This is a genomic window from Flavobacterium bomense (assembly GCF_003970355.1).
This window is the reverse complement of record NZ_RYDJ01000020.1, coordinates 1-14883: the sequence shown is the minus strand read 5'-3', so window position 1 is coordinate 14883 and position 14883 is coordinate 1. Positions and strand designations below refer to the sequence as shown.

Below are 14883 nucleotides of genomic sequence, written 5' to 3'. Positions count from 1 at the left end.
TTTTATTAAAACATTGTTTTCAAATACTATAGCTTATAAATTTAAAATACAATAAATAATATAACCACTCAAAATTTATAATTCTCTGGTTCAAAATTACTACATCCACTATTTAAAAATATACGTTTTTAATACGCTTAATTTAATCTAACAGCTAAATTTTCATTTATCTACTCAAAATAATTCAAAGTAGTATAACCGCCTTCTTTTAAATACTGATCTTTTCGCATAAGACGTAAGTCACTCTGCATCATGTCTTTAATTAAATCAACTAAATCATATTGACATTCCCATCCTAGTTTAGTTTTTGCTTTCGTTGGATCACCAATAAGCAAATCGACTTCAGTAGGTCTAAAATAGGCTGGATCTACTGCCAATACTTCTTTTCCTATTTCCAATTGGTAGTCTGGATTCGTGCAGGCTTTTACAAAACCTCTCTCCTCAATTCCTTCTCCCCTGAATTCCAATTCAATTCCTACTTCGGCAAAAGCCATACGTACAAAATCCCTTACTGGAGTAGTCGTACCAGTAGCAATAACCCAATCCTCTGCTTCTTCCGCTTGCAAAATCATCCACATCATGCGGACATAATCTTTGGCATGACCCCAGTCGCGTTTCGCATCTAGATTCCCTAAGTACAATTTATCTTGTAATCCCAAGGCAATTCGAGAAGTGGCTCTGGTAATTTTTCGAGTAACAAAAGTTTCCCCACGTATTGGCGATTCATGATTAAACAAAATCCCATTACAGGCATACATTCCATAGGCTTCTCTATAATTTACAGTAATCCAAAAAGCATACATCTTGGCTACAGCATAAGGCGAACGGGGATAAAAGGATGTTGTTTCTGATTGCGGTACTTCCTGTACTTTACCATACAACTCTGAAGTAGAGGCTTGATAAATACGTGTCTTTTTCTCTAATCCCAAAAAACGTACAGCATCTAAAATACGCAAGGTTCCCAATCCATCCGCATTTCCAGTGTATTCTGGTGTTTCAAAGGAAACTGCTACATGACTCATGGCCGCCAAGTTGTAAATCTCATCCGGTTGGATTTCTTTAATCAATCGGGTTAAGTTCGTACTGTCCGTCATATCGCCATAATGCAAAATAAAATTACGGTGATCCATATGAGGATCCTGATACAAATGATCAATCCGATCCGTATTAAACAAAGAGGAACGTCTTTTTAATCCATGTACGATGTAACCCTTTTTCAATAAAAATTCACTAAGATAAGCGCCGTCTTGTCCGGTAACTCCGGTAATAAAAGCTGTTTTTGGTGTTGGATTCATAAGTTTGTTCTAAGGCACAAAAGTGCGTCTACGCTAAAGCGCAATGGGATTAAAATAGTAAAGTTGTATAGTAGCCTAAAGTAAAAATGCCTTAAGCGAATGTAGATTTCTTTGAAATCAGAATTTTAAAAAAAAACTATTTATAGCTTAATTTCTTTAATAATATCAGTATGATCCAAAAACCAATCATAAGTCAATTGGATTCCTGTTTCTAAGTCAACCTTATGTTTCCAACCCAAATTATGCATTTTAGAAACATCCATTAATTTTCGGGGAGTACCATCTGGTTTAGTATCGTCCCATATAATATCGCCTTCATGACCGATAATTCTTTGAATCGTTAAGGCTAATTCTCGAATAGTTAAATCGATTCCGCTACCTACATTATATAAGGAGTCTGGTAATTTATTCTCTAAGGCAAAAACAACAGCTGCTGCCATATCATCTACAAATAGAAATTCGCGCAAAGGAGTACCGCTTCCCCATAATATTACAACTGCATGATTATTTAATTTGGCTTCATGAAATTTGCGAATCATAGCTGGCAAAACATGCGAACTGTTCAAATCAAAATTATCGTGAGTACCGTATAAATTAGTAGGCATCAAACTCACAAAATCCTTATCGTATTCGTTCCGTAAAGCCTCACAGGCTTTTACTCCAGTGATTTTGGCTATAGCATACCATTCGTTAGTCGGTTCCAAAGGTCCTGTCAATAAATACTCTTCCTTCAGAGGTTGCGGGGCTAATTTGGGGTAAATACAAGAACTCCCTAAAAAGATAAATTTATCCACCCCCAAACGGTGGGCGGCATCAATAAGGTTATTTTGAATTTGCAGGTTTTCCATCAGGAATTCATACGGGAAACTATTATTCGCTAAAATCCCACCTACTTTGGCAGCAGCATCAATAATAACATCGGGTTTTATTTTTCGGATGAAATCGCGAACAACTGATTGCTTTCTTAAATCAACCTCTTTCCTTGAAGCGCCTATTAGATTCGTATAACCTAGTTCCGTCAAAGTTCTCCAGATGGCAGAACCTACCATTCCCTTGTGTCCGGCAATATAAATTGTACTGTTTTTATTAATCATCTTTTAAAATAGTTAGCCTATTGTGAATTTTCCTTTTTTTAATAAATTTTGAACAAAAAAATTTGTTCTTTTTAAATACAATAAACTTAAATTAATAATAATAATAATAATGTAGTTTGTTGACGAATATCTAACCGTTTAACGATAACGTTTTTTAAGTTGACAATACTCTTCTTCTTTCAAAATAGAGCAAGAAATCATTAGTTCTTTAAAATTAAACAAAGAAATGAATCCAAATCCTTTTACAAATGCCATTTTATTATAATCAATTGATTTCAATAAAGATATTTCCATAACCGCCAAATCATCCCAATTAAGTTCTATTTTGTAATACAGCTGATAGTAAATTTTTAGCGCTTTAAAAGTTTTTTCATTAACATCATTTTGAATATTAATGTTGTCTACTAAAACATTTTCTTTTAACTCATGCATTAATTGCAATTTATAAGCCGCTATTAGTTTTAACGCTTCATCGAATTCTAAAGAACTTATTCTTTTTTCAATCATTAATGAATTAAAATTAAAAATTAATATACTCTAGACTCTTTGATAATCATCTTCAATACGAACAATATCATCCTCACCAAAATAACTGCCATGTTGCACCTCAATAAAGATAAGAGGTTCATTGAAAGCATTTTCTATTCGGTGTTTAACGCCTTGCGGAATTATGGCGGTATCACCCACTTTATAGTCTTTAACAATTCCATCTAATGTGATGCGACCAACTCCAGAAACTATAGTCCAAGCCTCAGATCGATGATGGTGATACTGATAGGATAAACGTTCATCCGGATCCACTAAAATTCTTTTTACTTTATGTGTAGTAGCATCGTCTAATACCCAATATTGCCCCCAGGGTCTACTATCATGTTCCATATTTTTTTGTTTTTAAAGGATGATTTTTTGTTAGGATAAAATTTGTCTCTTTTGTATTCATTTGAAAAACAATTTTCACGATTGCTTTCCTGCTTTTCATTTACGGCACAATTGCACTAAATCAATTCAGACCCTACAGATTCCAGTTGTTGATAAACGTGCTTGACATCCTGAGATTTTTCTTTTTGTAAAATCAATAAGGCATCTGAACTATGAACCAGTAAGCAATTTTCAACTCCAACAAAAGCGGTGTGAATGGTACTGCCAATACTTATGTTTCCTTTATCATCTACAGGATGTCCAGTCTTGACTAAATATTCATAAACAGATTCAAAAGACCCTAAATCTGACCATCCAAAATGGGAGGGCACAACACGTATATTTTTACTCCTTTCCATTACAGCATAATCAACACTAATAGCTGGAATTTGCATTGACAAATCATAATCAAGCATTCCATCTACATTTGACTCCCAAGCTATTTTAGAATACTTGTACAGTTCAGGTTCTTGTTTTTTTAATTCCTCCAGATAAAGTCCTGCTTTAAAACAAAAAAGACCGCTATTCCATAAATAATTTCCCTGTGCGATAAAAGCTACAGCAGTTTCGATATTTGGTTTCTCATGAAAGGCAAGTACATTTGATCCTTCAAATTCAATATAACCATATCCAATTTCTGGTTTAGTTGGCTGGATACCAAAAGTGACTATATAATTATTCTTTGCCAGTGCAATCGCCTCCTCAACAGTACGCTCATAAAGGTCTGTTTCCTCTATAATATGATCTGAAGGTGTTACAACTAAAATGTCATCCGGTTCTGAGGCAAAAGCTGCAAAAGCGATCGCTGCTGCAGTATTACGAGGTGTTGCTTCTATGATGTGAGTATAGGATGCCTCCTTTTTCACCATTACTTCGGTGCTTAAGTGACAATTTCCAGCATTACCAACAATAATTACATCAGTAACTAAAGCAGCGTTTCGTGCTACAGTCAATTCAAAAAGAGATCTTCCTGCAAACAAACTTAAATACTGTTTGGGTTGACTTTTACGTGAAAGTGGCCACAATCTACTTCCTACGCCGCCAGTGAGAACTACATGGGTAATATGTTGTCTTGTATTCATTAATATTGTTAATATAAAAGAGTGGATTAGTTAATTAATTATTTTACACTTAAAAGCTCTTTTTCTGCTACCTCCCGACGGAGACTACTACTAGAAAATCGATGATCTCTAGTATTAAAATATAATTCAATACCCTTTTCTTCACAATAACTCCGGCCTGTAAAATCTTTATCTTTATATTCATCACCAACAATTCGTAGGTGAATATGAAAAGCTCGAAGAATATCTTCAAGATCTTGCTCTGTAGTATATGGAACGACTTCATCTACAAACTTGCATCCTTTTAATTGAATGTACCGTTCTACTACAGATTGAGTTGGTTTATTTTTTTTAGGACGATCTACGCTTGGATCTGTCTGTAAACCAACAATTAAATAATCACAATGAAGTTTAGCTTCTTCGAGCATTTTAATATGACCCGCATGTAACAAGTCAAAAGCACTAAAGGTGATACCAGTTTTCATAAGTTTTAATTATAAATGAAATTGATTATTGATCGGTATAATGAAATAAGATTATAATTTAAAACGTTTGCTTTTTTATTTTTTATTAAATTAAATAAGAGCTTTAAATTGAATTTAATTACAAAAAAGAAAAAAGGTTCCCTATTGTAAGTCACATTTTTATGTGATTACAAAATAAAAAAAAAGAAATTTTTGGGTAGAATGGTAAATTTGATAAATGAGCTATAAGATGTTTAATAGACTACAAAAACTTCATAGACATTTAAGCAATAATTAACTAAACTACTATGCAATGATAAAATTTTTTGGTTTTTCAGACAATCATTTTTTGTGGTTAAATAGCCGGATTAAGGACAATTAAGCCCAATATAGACTCGCAACATCTCCAAAATAACAATTGTATTAAGGCCCAAAAAAATAATTTATAAAAATTTTAGAATTTTTTTTTTATAAACTTTATTAAAACATTAACTACAAACATTTTACAACAATCTGATCAAGTAGTTGTAGTCTTCTAAAAATATCGCTATCATTTTTTAAGAAAAAAACAAAAAATTAGCATAGGAATGGACTTGCTAACTTTACCTGTATAAAAAGTTAAGAATAAAAACCTTAATTTTAATTTATGAAACAAGTACGTAAAATTTACGACCGTGCTTTTAAAGAGAAAACCGTCCAATTGAGTTATGAGAGGCCTAACATTTCAGAATTAGCTAGAGAATTAAGAGTTACAGCTCCACAATTGAATAAATAGAGAAAAGAGTATGATTAGTATGAAGAGTTTGGGCAAGGAAGTTTTCCAGGTAACGGCAATTGTAAAAGAAAACGCCAGAACAGGAACGAATAGCAGAGCTTATAAGTAGGTTCAAAAGACGCAGAACTAGAACACGATATATTAAAAAAAGCGATAGACATCTTTTCCAAAAACGGTCGATGATTTATACTTTAATCAGAAACAATGAAAAGATATTTCCGATTGAAAAGATGTGCAAAGTATTACAAGCAGGACAAAGACGTTATTATCATTGGAAAAGTCAGTCCGTTTCAGAGCGAAAACAAAGAGTCTTACTTGTGAAAGAAAAGATAACTTCCATTTATTTTGATTCAAAACAGCGATATGGAAGTCCACGAATGACGGCAGAGTTGATTTCTCTGGGTAATAAAATATCAAGAGTTACGGTTGCTAAATATAGGAATCAACTGGGTTTAAGAAGTAAATTAAGCTAGAAATTCAAGGTTACAACAAATTCTAAGCATAAGTATTTAATTGTTCCCAATGTTTTTAATAGAGAATTTTCAGTTACAAAACCGTCAAAAGTTTGGGTATCGGACTTACTTAAATTATAGTAAAAGAAGGATTTATATATTCAACAACCGTTTTAGACCTTTATGACAGAAAAATTATCGGATGGAGTCTAAGTAATGGAATGAATGTAGGGGAAACTTCGTTGGCAGCTTGGAAAATGGCTGTTAAAAACCGAAGTATTGAAAAAGGATTACTATTTCATTCTGACCGTGGAGTTCAATATGCTAGTAAAAAGTTCACCAATGTGATTGAATCTTATAAAATGATTACAAGAAGCATGAGCCGAAAAGGGAATTATTCTGATAATGCAGTAGCTGAGAGCTTTTTTAAGACTTTGAAAACAGAACAAATTCATAGAAATAAACTCCTATCAAAAGAACAGATGAAACGAGCTATATTTGAAATTATTGAAATTTGCTATAACACGAAAAGAAGGCTTTCCGCTTTAGATTACAAACCATTGAAGAATTCTGGATACAGAAAAATAATTTTAAAAATGTTGCTTAACTAATACTGCGGGTTTTATTTGCGCATCCAAATACTACTAAATGAATTAATACTAAATGAAAGAATAGTTTAAACTAGACCCAAAATTCGAATTGATTTCTTTTTAAGATCAAGAAATTATATTTAAAAATAAAATCCTAAATTTGACTCAAAATTAAATCAACTCACATCAACAACGTTGTGGAACTAGGTACCTACATTAATACAAGTCGAATTATTTCCAAATTCAGTATCATCAAAAAATTCATAAGCACAAACATTAAAAATAACTGCTAATTTAAAAATTTTAGACAATTTCATATCAACTGTTCCATTTTCAATAGCCAAATAATCAGAAATACTTACTTCCAATTCCGAAGCTGCAAAGTCAACAGTCACATTCTTGAACAACCTTATTTCTTTTATTTTTTTATAAATCATATTTTTTTTATTGAAAATAATGAATAACCCTGAGGCAGAGCCTAAAGGTATCGTGTTATTCAAAAGTTAACCGTAGCTGGTTTTTGTTAAATGATTTGTAAACAGTCTTTTCTTCTCCTTGATTTTGAATGTATTTCTGAATTACATTCTCATTTCCATATTAACCAACTGTATTTATATAATATCCACTCGTCCAAAAATTACCACCCCATAATTTACTTTTAACGTCTTGACGCAATCGGAAAATTTCTTTTGCAGTTATACTTTTTACTGTTATAACAATGATTTCAACAGAAATTTTTGGTAGACTTTGTATCAAAAAATGAACGTGATTTTCATCTGCCCCAATTTCAATAAAATGAATTTCAAACCGTTCTGCAATGTTTTTACAAACTTATTTCTACTTCTTCAGACAAAACATTTCTTCGATACTTTATCTGGTAAACTAAAATGATAAAGTAACAAACTTTTATTATGCCGTTTGAAAACAGGTACACTCATCAAACAAATATACTACTCTTTAACTAGTGACTCCGAGGCATAGCCTCGAAGAATTCTTTTGATTAAATTTCAAAAAGATAATTGTATTGCTAATTTAAGATAAATAAATGAAAAACAAAGTTGTTTTCTAAAAAAAGGTTCTTATTCTAAAAATACAATTCCACTAATTTAGGCGAGGAACATAAATTAAAAAAAAAGTATTATAAATCTAACCTCGTGTTTTTAAATTCACCTGTTTTTATTTATCGGTAATTGGTTCACATTTTCTAAATTAACTACCTGTTCTTTATCAAAAAAAGTATTTGCTTCAGGACTTGCTTGATGTACGGAGGTCTCATTTACATTATTCTTGAAAAGAGTTGAAACATCAAAAAACAATAAGTCAGTAATTGAAACTCCCAAAACAGCAGCAATCTTATAAAGTTTAGAAATAGTCAAATCAATTTCACCGCGTTCTATTTTACCATAACCACTAGTACTCATTTGCAGTTCTCCGGCTACATAATCTCGAGTTAGATCATTCATCTCTCGAATTTTTCGTATATTATAATAAGTCTTTTTATTCATGATTTGAGGAAGTTGTGAATTAAACTTGTATTAATATATCTATTAAACATTTGTTAAAAAAACGAAAATCTGTTTAATAATACTTAAATCTTAAACGTTATTACAATAATACTCTTTTTTACAACCGATATTATGTTCACCTTAGTACTATTATGTCCTAAATAAGGACAATTCTAATTTACATAATTAATTTTTTTAACATAAAATACCAAATACGTTAAATAAACATTATAAAAAACCAATAAAAGTGTTTTAACTGTTAAAAACTAGAATAATATTAAAATAACATGAAATACCTTATTGTTTTACATTTTAAAAAAAAAAATTAAAAGACAAATATGCTATTGAATTAAAGAAATAAAACAAAGAAAATACTGATATTTTAAATTTAAAACAACATTTCTTATTTATCTACAATTTTTTGGCGACATAATGGTTTGGATATAATTTCTTTGGATATGTTTAATATTTTAGAAGGTTTTTATAGTCATTGAAAGTCTAAATGCAATAGTAATTAAAGTACCTTCTAAATACTACATTGTTAACAATTGGACATGCTTCAGTTAAAGAACTAAAAATAATACTTTTTAAAATTACTACAAAAAAATCATCAGAATCAAAATGTCCGAAATTAGGAGAAAATCGCCATGTTATTCCTTCTTATGTTTTACATTATATATACATTTGAACTTAAACAATCAATAATGTTAATAATGCAAAATATGTTCAAGTAGTACTTTTTTTCTATAATGGAAATAAAAAAATAAAAGTTCGAAATAAAGAAAAACCCCTTAACAATTATTATTTAGAATTCAAAGAAGTAACTACTAACTATAAATTCAATTAAAATGAAGATTTTAAAATATATTATAAATGAAAAAAAAATACCCATTATTTTTAGTTCAAAAATATTGCACAATGAAGTACTACAGCAAGGGGAATCGGCTGGATTCTTAATTTTACGTTTGGACAAAAAGGAGCAGCAGTTTTCAGTAAAATGTTATGGAGAAAGTTCAACTTTAAACATAGCCAAAGCAGCAGAAGACGAAAGTTTAATTGAAGATTATTTAAACAACGAATTTGTAACATTTTCAAAATAAAATTCAGTCTTTCCTATATAAACTTCGAAAAGCAGAACCAGAACAATAATATTATCCCAATTCAGATCTTCATATTACGACATTATCAATAATAGCTTGTTAACCAGATTTAAAATTGGCAACCAAAAATACTGGAATATGTTAAAATCATTGAACAAAGTCTGATTGACACCACTATTTTTATAATTAATTTCAAAGGAATTACCACCTCTCCTGCAGCTATTATAAATCAGAATTTTTTACCAATAACGATTCATTAAATAATTCGAGGATTAATTTTTCTATTTCGGGACTACAAGAAAGCAACGGCAAGCACTATTCAATTGCAACAGCCGATACGACTTTGATTTTGAAAGTTTCAAAATAAAACACATGGATTTAGTAAGCAATGATTGGTATCAAAAACAAAAAATGTACAACTGTAGACGAGTTTGATCTTAGATAATAAAGAGTCCAAAACTAAAAGAACTAAAAGAACTAGAAGAAAGAACATCTTCCTTTCTGCATTTACTGGTTTCATTGATTCATACCAAGAAAATACACTTCCTAACATTAAAAAAAAGACAAATCCCTACCAAATAAATTACGATTAATTCTTTAAATCCATTATTTAAAAAATTGTTTTAAATTTAAAGAAATAGCTTACCTAGTTTTATCTATTTTTAAAAGCACTAAAAAGAGTACCTCAACACCTAACATATAAGTATAAATTATAGAATCTAACTGTATTTTTAAAATTGCAATTAGAATTTAGTTAGTAATATCAAACGAATTATACTTCCACTAAAATAGAAGAAAGCAATATGAACTGGTATGTAGTATATACGAAACCCAAAGGGGAAAAAAAAGTAGCAGAACAATTAAATCGGTTTGGTATAAATTGTTACTGTCCTTTAATTATAAAAGAGCAACAATGGTCCGATAGAAAAAAGAAGATACAAGTACCTCTTTTTAATCATTATGTTTTTGTTCAATTAGCAGAAAAAGACAGGAATTTAGTCTTTACTTCACCCGGGGCTATCCGATATTTATTCTGGTTGGGAAAGCATGCTATTGTAAAAGACAAAGAAATTGAAACCATAAAAGAATGGCTGAAAGATGAAACAGCTGAAATATCAATAACGTCATATCAGGTTGGAGAAACAATACAAGTAGATTCCGGACCCTTTTTGAATCAAAATGCAGTTGTAAAAGAAATTACAAATACGCATTATTTTTTGATTTTAGAATCATTAGGATGTACACTTAAAATTCGAATTAAATAAAAGATTTGAATTTATAATCTAAAATGAGATGTTTTAGCGCTTAATTCCTAATTAAGCAATTTGAATTGAACTCAAAATCGATGATAAGTTGTCATTTTTACTTCTATTTTTTTAATATGATTCCTTTTTTTTAAAATAATATTGTGATTATTAACAGTATGACTAGGCCGCACTCATTTTCTAGACAGAAATCTCAACGATTTAAGATAGGTTTTTATTCCTATTTAAATTAGTCTTGAAAATTTGTCCAATTTTTGTACTCAGCATAGACTAAATGGTATTGATTTACTAAATTTTCAGCTTCCATACTTAATTTACTAGGAACATCAATTATTATAAAATCATTTTTTTTAATTAGAATGAACTTATATTCAAATGATTTAAAAAAAAAGCTAATCAGTAAAAGTATCAAGCTTGAAAACAAAAAAATTAGATGTTGATGACTAGACAAAGAATTATTTTTAATAAAAAACATTAAAAGAACAGACACAAAAAAAACAAGATAATTTAAAAGATATTTTTGTCTTTTAATAAATCTAATTTTTAAAATATCCTGAAATTCTATTTTTTGTTTTTTATTATGAATAAATAAAGTAATTTCATTGCTATCTAATGCCCCAAAGTTATTTCTATACCTTTTCAAATCTATTTTTTATTAGTTCTACATTTCATAAATCCTTTTATATCCTTTCGGATTAAGTAACCCTTTTTTAAATTTTAATTTAATTCCTGACTGAAGGAATCCATACTGTCTTTTTATATTAATCAATGTTTTAATTAAAAAGAATTTGTAGTTTTTTAAATTGAAAAAATGTAAAATAAAATAAAAATTGACTCATTGCTAAATAAAAAAAGTATTTATATATCCTTATTTATTTTAATTTTTCCTTTTACAGGACTTTTAGAGAAATTAGTTTTTGATTCAAGATTATGTCTCCTTTTAATCGGTCCAAGTACGTGAAAAACAAGTCAAATTGACAACCTGATTTTAGGATAAATCAAAATAACATATAAGTATAAAATTAGAAAAGTAATTAAACGCTACTGTAATTTTAAAAGTAAGTAAGTTACTCATAAATAAGCACTTAATCTTTTAAATAAGTAAGGTAAAGACCATAAAGCATCTCATCATAACTCTTCATGATCTATCGACCTCGAATTATTCCTGATTATCCAATATACCGCAAATAAAAATATGCCGTGATTATTTTCATTAATCACCGCATTATTACGGTAAATACAAAGCCTATTTACCGCATGAATATCAAAAAACAAAGTATGCAATTCGGGAATTCTACTATGCAATTCGGGAATTACACAAGTAAACATTTGCTAAAATGCATACGTCCAAATAGATTTGCTGACTACAAATAAGACAATAGACAGGTCTTAAATACTTAATTAGCAGCGAATCCAATGAAAAACTACTCAAATTCAATAATGGCAGAATTAGAAAAACAATTAAAAACAACCCATTCCAATGTAGATTACCCAATACACTCTTCTCAGCAGGCTATTAAAGCTACAATAGCAAGCTTAGAACAATTGAAAGCATTTTTCAAAAAACATAGTTTTACCAGTAAATCAGAAGAAATAGAATTTTTCAAGGAAATTAAGCCGCAGTTGGCAAGTAAATTAATTTTCTATAATGAAATCTATAATATTGAGATCAGCAAGCTGGTCGGCTAATTGTGCTTGGTGTTGTAAAAGATGAAACTTCGTTATTCCAAAACTATTTTATTGAAGAATTATATTTACCCTCAATAAAAGTTAAATAATAACAAAAAACAAACCCCGATATTTAATGTCAATTACCTTTTTGTAAAGAAAGAAAAACTTAAAATCAAACGAGGGCAATATTTACTCTCAAAAACAAAACGAGAGTAAATTTTTATTATATTTACACTCGAACACAAATTAAAGGTAATAAACGCCTTCGTTTAAAAATTATAATATGAGTAAGAGAATAACACATAATCCAGAAATTGCGTACAATGATTTGCCGTTATTACCCCCACAAGCGGAAATAGAAAATACTACAATACTCAAAAAAACAATTGCAGCCAGTAGAGCTTTATCAGAGCTAAAAGGAGCAATTACAAATTTACCCAATCCAACATTATTTATAGACACAATCAATTTACAGGAAGCACAAGCTAGTTCTGCAATTGAAAATATAATCACAACACAAGACGAACTGTTCAAAGCATCGATTGCTGAGAAAAAAAATGATAATCCTGCTACAAAAGAAGTAATGCATTACAAAAATGCCTTGTGGTTTGGTGTAGAACAAGTAGAAAACCGACCTATCCTAACGACAAATCTATTTGTTGCAATAATGCAAATCATAAAAGAAAATCAATCCAGTATAAGAAATGCACCTGGAACACAATTAAAAAACCCAGCAACAAACTCTGTAGTCTATACACCACCAGAAGGAGAAAATGTAATTAGAGAAAAGCTAAAAAACCTAGAAGATTTTATTCACGCAGAAGATAATATTGACCCATTAGTAAAAATGGCAATCATTCATTACCAGTTTGAAGCAATTCACCCATTCTTTGATGGAAATGGTCGTACAGGAAGAATTATTCTATTATTATACCTCAAAATGACAGGCTTACTTGATTTACCGGCACTATATTTAAGTAATTATATCATTCAACACAAAGACAAATACTACACCAATCTCAGAAAAGTAACAGAAGAAGGAAATTGGGAAGATTGGATTATATATATGCTGGATATGGTGGAACAAACAGCCCTAAAAGGAAGGAGCCAAATAGCGGAGATTGAAAAACTGATGAATGAAATGGGAACCGAAATACAACAAAAGTTACCAAAAATATATTCAAAAGACCTTATGGAAGAGCTATTCCGATTACCATATACAAAAAGAAACCAATTAGAAAAGGCAGGATTAGGCAATCTAAAAACGGTAGGTAATTATTTAAAAGAATTGGAAAATCACGGTTTCTTGAAAAGTGAACAAGTGGGCAAAGAAAAGTTGTATCTAAATTTTAAGTTGTTAGAAGTTTTGAGAGTAAAATAATTAAAAAAGTAATCTATAAAAATATGGCTGACTTAAATCACAATCCAACGGAATATATTAGAGGAATCCAACAAATTCTTATTGGATATTCCGGGTCAAACTGAACACCCCATTCCGGTTCAAACTGGACAGGTGATTCCGGAGCAAAGTGAACACCTCATTCCGGTTCAAACTGGACAGTTTTGATGATGATTTTTAGTCCTACTTTGCGATCAAATCACATCAGTATGGCCAATAAATTAATAGGATCATTTATGATACGAGAAATCATGGGTCACATAAATTTTCTGGGGATTAGGCAAAAAGTTTTTCCATTCTAAAAAGAAAGAATTTGATATCTACGATACGCTACTTTTCTCCTGCAAAAGAACATGAATTTAAAACTATTGTCCTTAACTCTTCAATTGTAAGCACGGGTGCCAAAATGAAAATATTAAGAAATATTGATTCATTTGATAACAAAATGATAAGTAAAGTTCAAACTTTAATGAATACAAGAAATGCTTTTGCGCACTTGCCATTAACAAAATCAGCAACAATAACTGCTACCAATAAAGGAGAAACCTTGTTTGGAATTTAGAGGACGTATCAACTCAATTAGACATAATGAATTCAAGCGGTGAGATTAAGAAAAAAAATACTAAAAGAATTAATTATAGAATATCAGAATGTTTTAGCTGAAGTCAATACATACTTAGAATCATATTTTACACATAGTATTTAAATAATTAACCTCAACTCAATTTGTTATAGTCAATAGAGATATATTGCATATCGCGATATGCGATATAAAATAGTAATCTATTGTTTTATAAGTAAATATTAAGTAATATTGCATATCGCAATATGCAATATAAAGAAAATGTCCCAAATAAAAAATAATCTAAAGCCACAAGACATAGTAATCCTCCTAAAGATTATCGCTTTAGGAAACAAAGATTGGTTTCACCATACACTGGCAGAAGAATTGGGAATGAGCCAATCAGAAGTCAGCCAATCTCTCAATCGTTCCAAATATGCAGGCTTAATTGATGACGCAAGAAAAAAAGTAAACCGTATAGCATTCAATGAATTCATCATCCACGGCATAAGCTATGCGTTTCCACAACACCCTGGACCAATAGTAAGAGGTGTACTGACAGCCCATTCTGCAGAACCGTTAAATAAAATTATAAATGCCTCAGAAAAATATGTTTGGCCTTACGCTAGAGGAAACGATAGAGGTCAAGCCATCGAACCGTTATACAATACAGTAGTAGAAGCAATACTAAAAGATAACATATTATACGAATTACTGGCAATGGTCGATGCA

At 30.2% G+C, this 14883-nt stretch carries 18 protein-coding genes and 1 pseudogene; 9 read left to right on the top strand and 10 right to left on the bottom strand.

Annotation, left to right across the window (positions count from 1 at the left end):
- Window positions 1-170 precede the first annotated feature (170 nt).
- From gmd to EKL98_RS14005, 6 genes are all read right to left on the bottom strand, one after another.
- Complete coding sequence (gene gmd / locus EKL98_RS14030; RefSeq protein WP_126562927.1) at window positions 171-1295, bottom strand: GDP-mannose 4,6-dehydratase; 1125 nt, start codon at window positions 1293-1295, stop codon at window positions 171-173.
- Between the two features lie 140 nt (window positions 1296-1435).
- Window positions 1436-2386, bottom strand: a complete 951-nt coding sequence (locus EKL98_RS14025; protein WP_126562955.1) for a GDP-L-fucose synthase family protein — start codon at window positions 2384-2386, stop codon at window positions 1436-1438.
- A 141-nt stretch (window positions 2387-2527) separates the two neighbouring features.
- Window positions 2528-2896, bottom strand: coding sequence for a hypothetical protein (locus EKL98_RS14020; RefSeq protein ID WP_126562926.1), 369 nt, complete (start codon window positions 2894-2896; stop codon window positions 2528-2530).
- A gap of 30 nt (window positions 2897-2926) precedes the next feature.
- Window positions 2927-3268 carry a phosphomannose isomerase type II C-terminal cupin domain gene (locus EKL98_RS18445; protein WP_126562925.1) on the bottom strand — a complete coding sequence of 114 codons (342 nt, stop codon included), beginning with the start codon at window positions 3266-3268 and terminating at the stop codon, window positions 2927-2929.
- A gap of 116 nt (window positions 3269-3384) precedes the next feature.
- On the bottom strand, window positions 3385-4389 hold the full coding sequence (locus EKL98_RS14010) for a mannose-1-phosphate guanylyltransferase (protein ID WP_126562924.1): 1005 nt from the start codon (window positions 4387-4389) through the stop codon (window positions 3385-3387).
- Between the two features lie 38 nt (window positions 4390-4427).
- Window positions 4428-4853 (bottom strand): adenylyltransferase/cytidyltransferase family protein, encoded by a 426-nt coding sequence (locus EKL98_RS14005; protein ID WP_126562923.1) that lies wholly within the window; start codon window positions 4851-4853, stop codon window positions 4428-4430.
- A 625-nt stretch (window positions 4854-5478) separates the two neighbouring features.
- Here EKL98_RS14005 and EKL98_RS18440 point away from each other — a divergent pair.
- From EKL98_RS18440 to EKL98_RS13995, 3 genes are all read left to right on the top strand, one after another.
- Window positions 5479-5607: a hypothetical protein gene (locus tag EKL98_RS18440; RefSeq protein WP_255416483.1), complete on the top strand. Its 129-nt coding sequence runs from the start codon at window positions 5479-5481 to the stop codon at window positions 5605-5607.
- Between the two features lie 230 nt (window positions 5608-5837).
- Window positions 5838-6080, top strand: coding sequence for an IS3 family transposase (locus EKL98_RS14000; RefSeq protein ID WP_158618335.1), 243 nt, complete (start codon window positions 5838-5840; stop codon window positions 6078-6080).
- Window positions 6081-6193: 113 nt separating this feature from the next.
- A complete protein-coding gene (locus tag EKL98_RS13995; RefSeq protein WP_126562921.1) occupies window positions 6194-6670 on the top strand; it encodes a DDE-type integrase/transposase/recombinase in 477 nt (158 codons plus the stop codon).
- 182 nt (window positions 6671-6852) lie between these two features.
- Here EKL98_RS13995 and EKL98_RS13990 read toward each other — a convergent pair whose 3' ends face one another.
- The 3 genes and pseudogenes from EKL98_RS13990 to EKL98_RS13980 all read right to left on the bottom strand — a co-directional run bounded on the left by EKL98_RS13990 (window position 6853) and on the right by EKL98_RS13980 (window position 8154).
- Window positions 6853-7086: a helix-turn-helix transcriptional regulator gene (locus EKL98_RS13990; protein ID WP_126553770.1), complete on the bottom strand. Its 234-nt coding sequence runs from the start codon at window positions 7084-7086 to the stop codon at window positions 6853-6855.
- Between the two features lie 55 nt (window positions 7087-7141).
- Window positions 7142-7587: pseudogene (tnpA, locus tag EKL98_RS13985) on the bottom strand (IS200/IS605 family transposase).
- 228 nt (window positions 7588-7815) lie between these two features.
- Complete coding sequence (locus EKL98_RS13980) at window positions 7816-8154, bottom strand: helix-turn-helix transcriptional regulator (RefSeq protein WP_126562920.1); 339 nt, start codon at window positions 8152-8154, stop codon at window positions 7816-7818.
- Between the two features lie 848 nt (window positions 8155-9002).
- Between EKL98_RS13980 and EKL98_RS13975 the strand changes: the two genes are divergently transcribed.
- Both EKL98_RS13975 and EKL98_RS13970 read left to right on the top strand, forming a co-directional pair.
- A complete protein-coding gene (locus tag EKL98_RS13975; RefSeq protein ID WP_126553766.1) occupies window positions 9003-9254 on the top strand; it encodes a hypothetical protein in 252 nt (83 codons plus the stop codon).
- 803 nt (window positions 9255-10057) lie between these two features.
- Window positions 10058-10519, top strand: a complete 462-nt coding sequence (locus tag EKL98_RS13970) for a UpxY family transcription antiterminator (RefSeq protein WP_126562919.1) — start codon at window positions 10058-10060, stop codon at window positions 10517-10519.
- 229 nt (window positions 10520-10748) lie between these two features.
- Here the strand turns inward: EKL98_RS13970 and EKL98_RS13965 are convergent, their stop codons facing one another.
- Window positions 10749-11162, bottom strand: coding sequence for a hypothetical protein (locus EKL98_RS13965; protein ID WP_126562918.1), 414 nt, complete (start codon window positions 11160-11162; stop codon window positions 10749-10751).
- A gap of 797 nt (window positions 11163-11959) precedes the next feature.
- Between EKL98_RS13965 and EKL98_RS13960 the strand changes: the two genes are divergently transcribed.
- The 4 genes from EKL98_RS13960 to EKL98_RS13945 all read left to right on the top strand — a co-directional run.
- Window positions 11960-12208, top strand: coding sequence for an RteC domain-containing protein (locus tag EKL98_RS13960; RefSeq protein ID WP_158615131.1), 249 nt, complete (start codon window positions 11960-11962; stop codon window positions 12206-12208).
- 265 nt (window positions 12209-12473) lie between these two features.
- Window positions 12474-13571, top strand: coding sequence for a Fic family protein (locus tag EKL98_RS13955; protein ID WP_126553758.1), 1098 nt, complete (start codon window positions 12474-12476; stop codon window positions 13569-13571).
- A gap of 331 nt (window positions 13572-13902) precedes the next feature.
- The gene (locus tag EKL98_RS13950; RefSeq protein WP_126562917.1) at window positions 13903-14151 is read left to right on the top strand and encodes a hypothetical protein; all 249 of its coding nucleotides are present in this window, start codon (window positions 13903-13905) and stop codon (window positions 14149-14151) included.
- Window positions 14152-14433: 282 nt separating this feature from the next.
- The coding region (locus EKL98_RS13945) for a hypothetical protein (RefSeq protein WP_126562916.1) at window positions 14434-14883 on the top strand (450 nt) is incomplete at its 3' end.

Excerpts from the sequence above, each read along its gene's own strand:
- gmd (WP_126562927.1), bottom strand. The coding sequence starts at position 1,295 with ATGAATCCAACACCAAAAACAGCTTTTATTACCGGAGTTACCGGACAA.
- EKL98_RS14020 (WP_126562926.1), bottom strand. The coding sequence starts at position 2,896 with ATGATTGAAAAAAGAATAAGTTCTTTAGAATTCGATGAAGCGTTAAAA.
- EKL98_RS18445 (WP_126562925.1), bottom strand. The coding sequence starts at position 3,268 with ATGGAACATGATAGTAGACCCTGGGGGCAATATTGGGTATTAGACGAT.
- EKL98_RS14010 (WP_126562924.1), bottom strand. The coding sequence starts at position 4,389 with ATGAATACAAGACAACATATTACCCATGTAGTTCTCACTGGCGGCGTA.
- EKL98_RS14005 (WP_126562923.1), bottom strand. The coding sequence starts at position 4,853 with ATGAAAACTGGTATCACCTTTAGTGCTTTTGACTTGTTACATGCGGGT.
- EKL98_RS18440 (WP_255416483.1), top strand. The coding sequence starts at position 5,479 with ATGAAACAAGTACGTAAAATTTACGACCGTGCTTTTAAAGAGAAAACC.
- EKL98_RS14000 (WP_158618335.1), top strand. The coding sequence starts at position 5,838 with ATGTGCAAAGTATTACAAGCAGGACAAAGACGTTATTATCATTGGAAA.
- EKL98_RS13990 (WP_126553770.1), bottom strand. The coding sequence starts at position 7,086 with ATGATTTATAAAAAAATAAAAGAAATAAGGTTGTTCAAGAATGTGACT.
- EKL98_RS13980 (WP_126562920.1), bottom strand. The coding sequence starts at position 8,154 with ATGAATAAAAAGACTTATTATAATATACGAAAAATTCGAGAGATGAAT.
- EKL98_RS13975 (WP_126553766.1), top strand. The coding sequence starts at position 9,003 with ATGAAGATTTTAAAATATATTATAAATGAAAAAAAAATACCCATTATT.
- EKL98_RS13970 (WP_126562919.1), top strand. The coding sequence starts at position 10,058 with ATGAACTGGTATGTAGTATATACGAAACCCAAAGGGGAAAAAAAAGTA.
- EKL98_RS13960 (WP_158615131.1), top strand. The coding sequence starts at position 11,960 with ATGGCAGAATTAGAAAAACAATTAAAAACAACCCATTCCAATGTAGAT.
- EKL98_RS13955 (WP_126553758.1), top strand. The coding sequence starts at position 12,474 with ATGAGTAAGAGAATAACACATAATCCAGAAATTGCGTACAATGATTTG.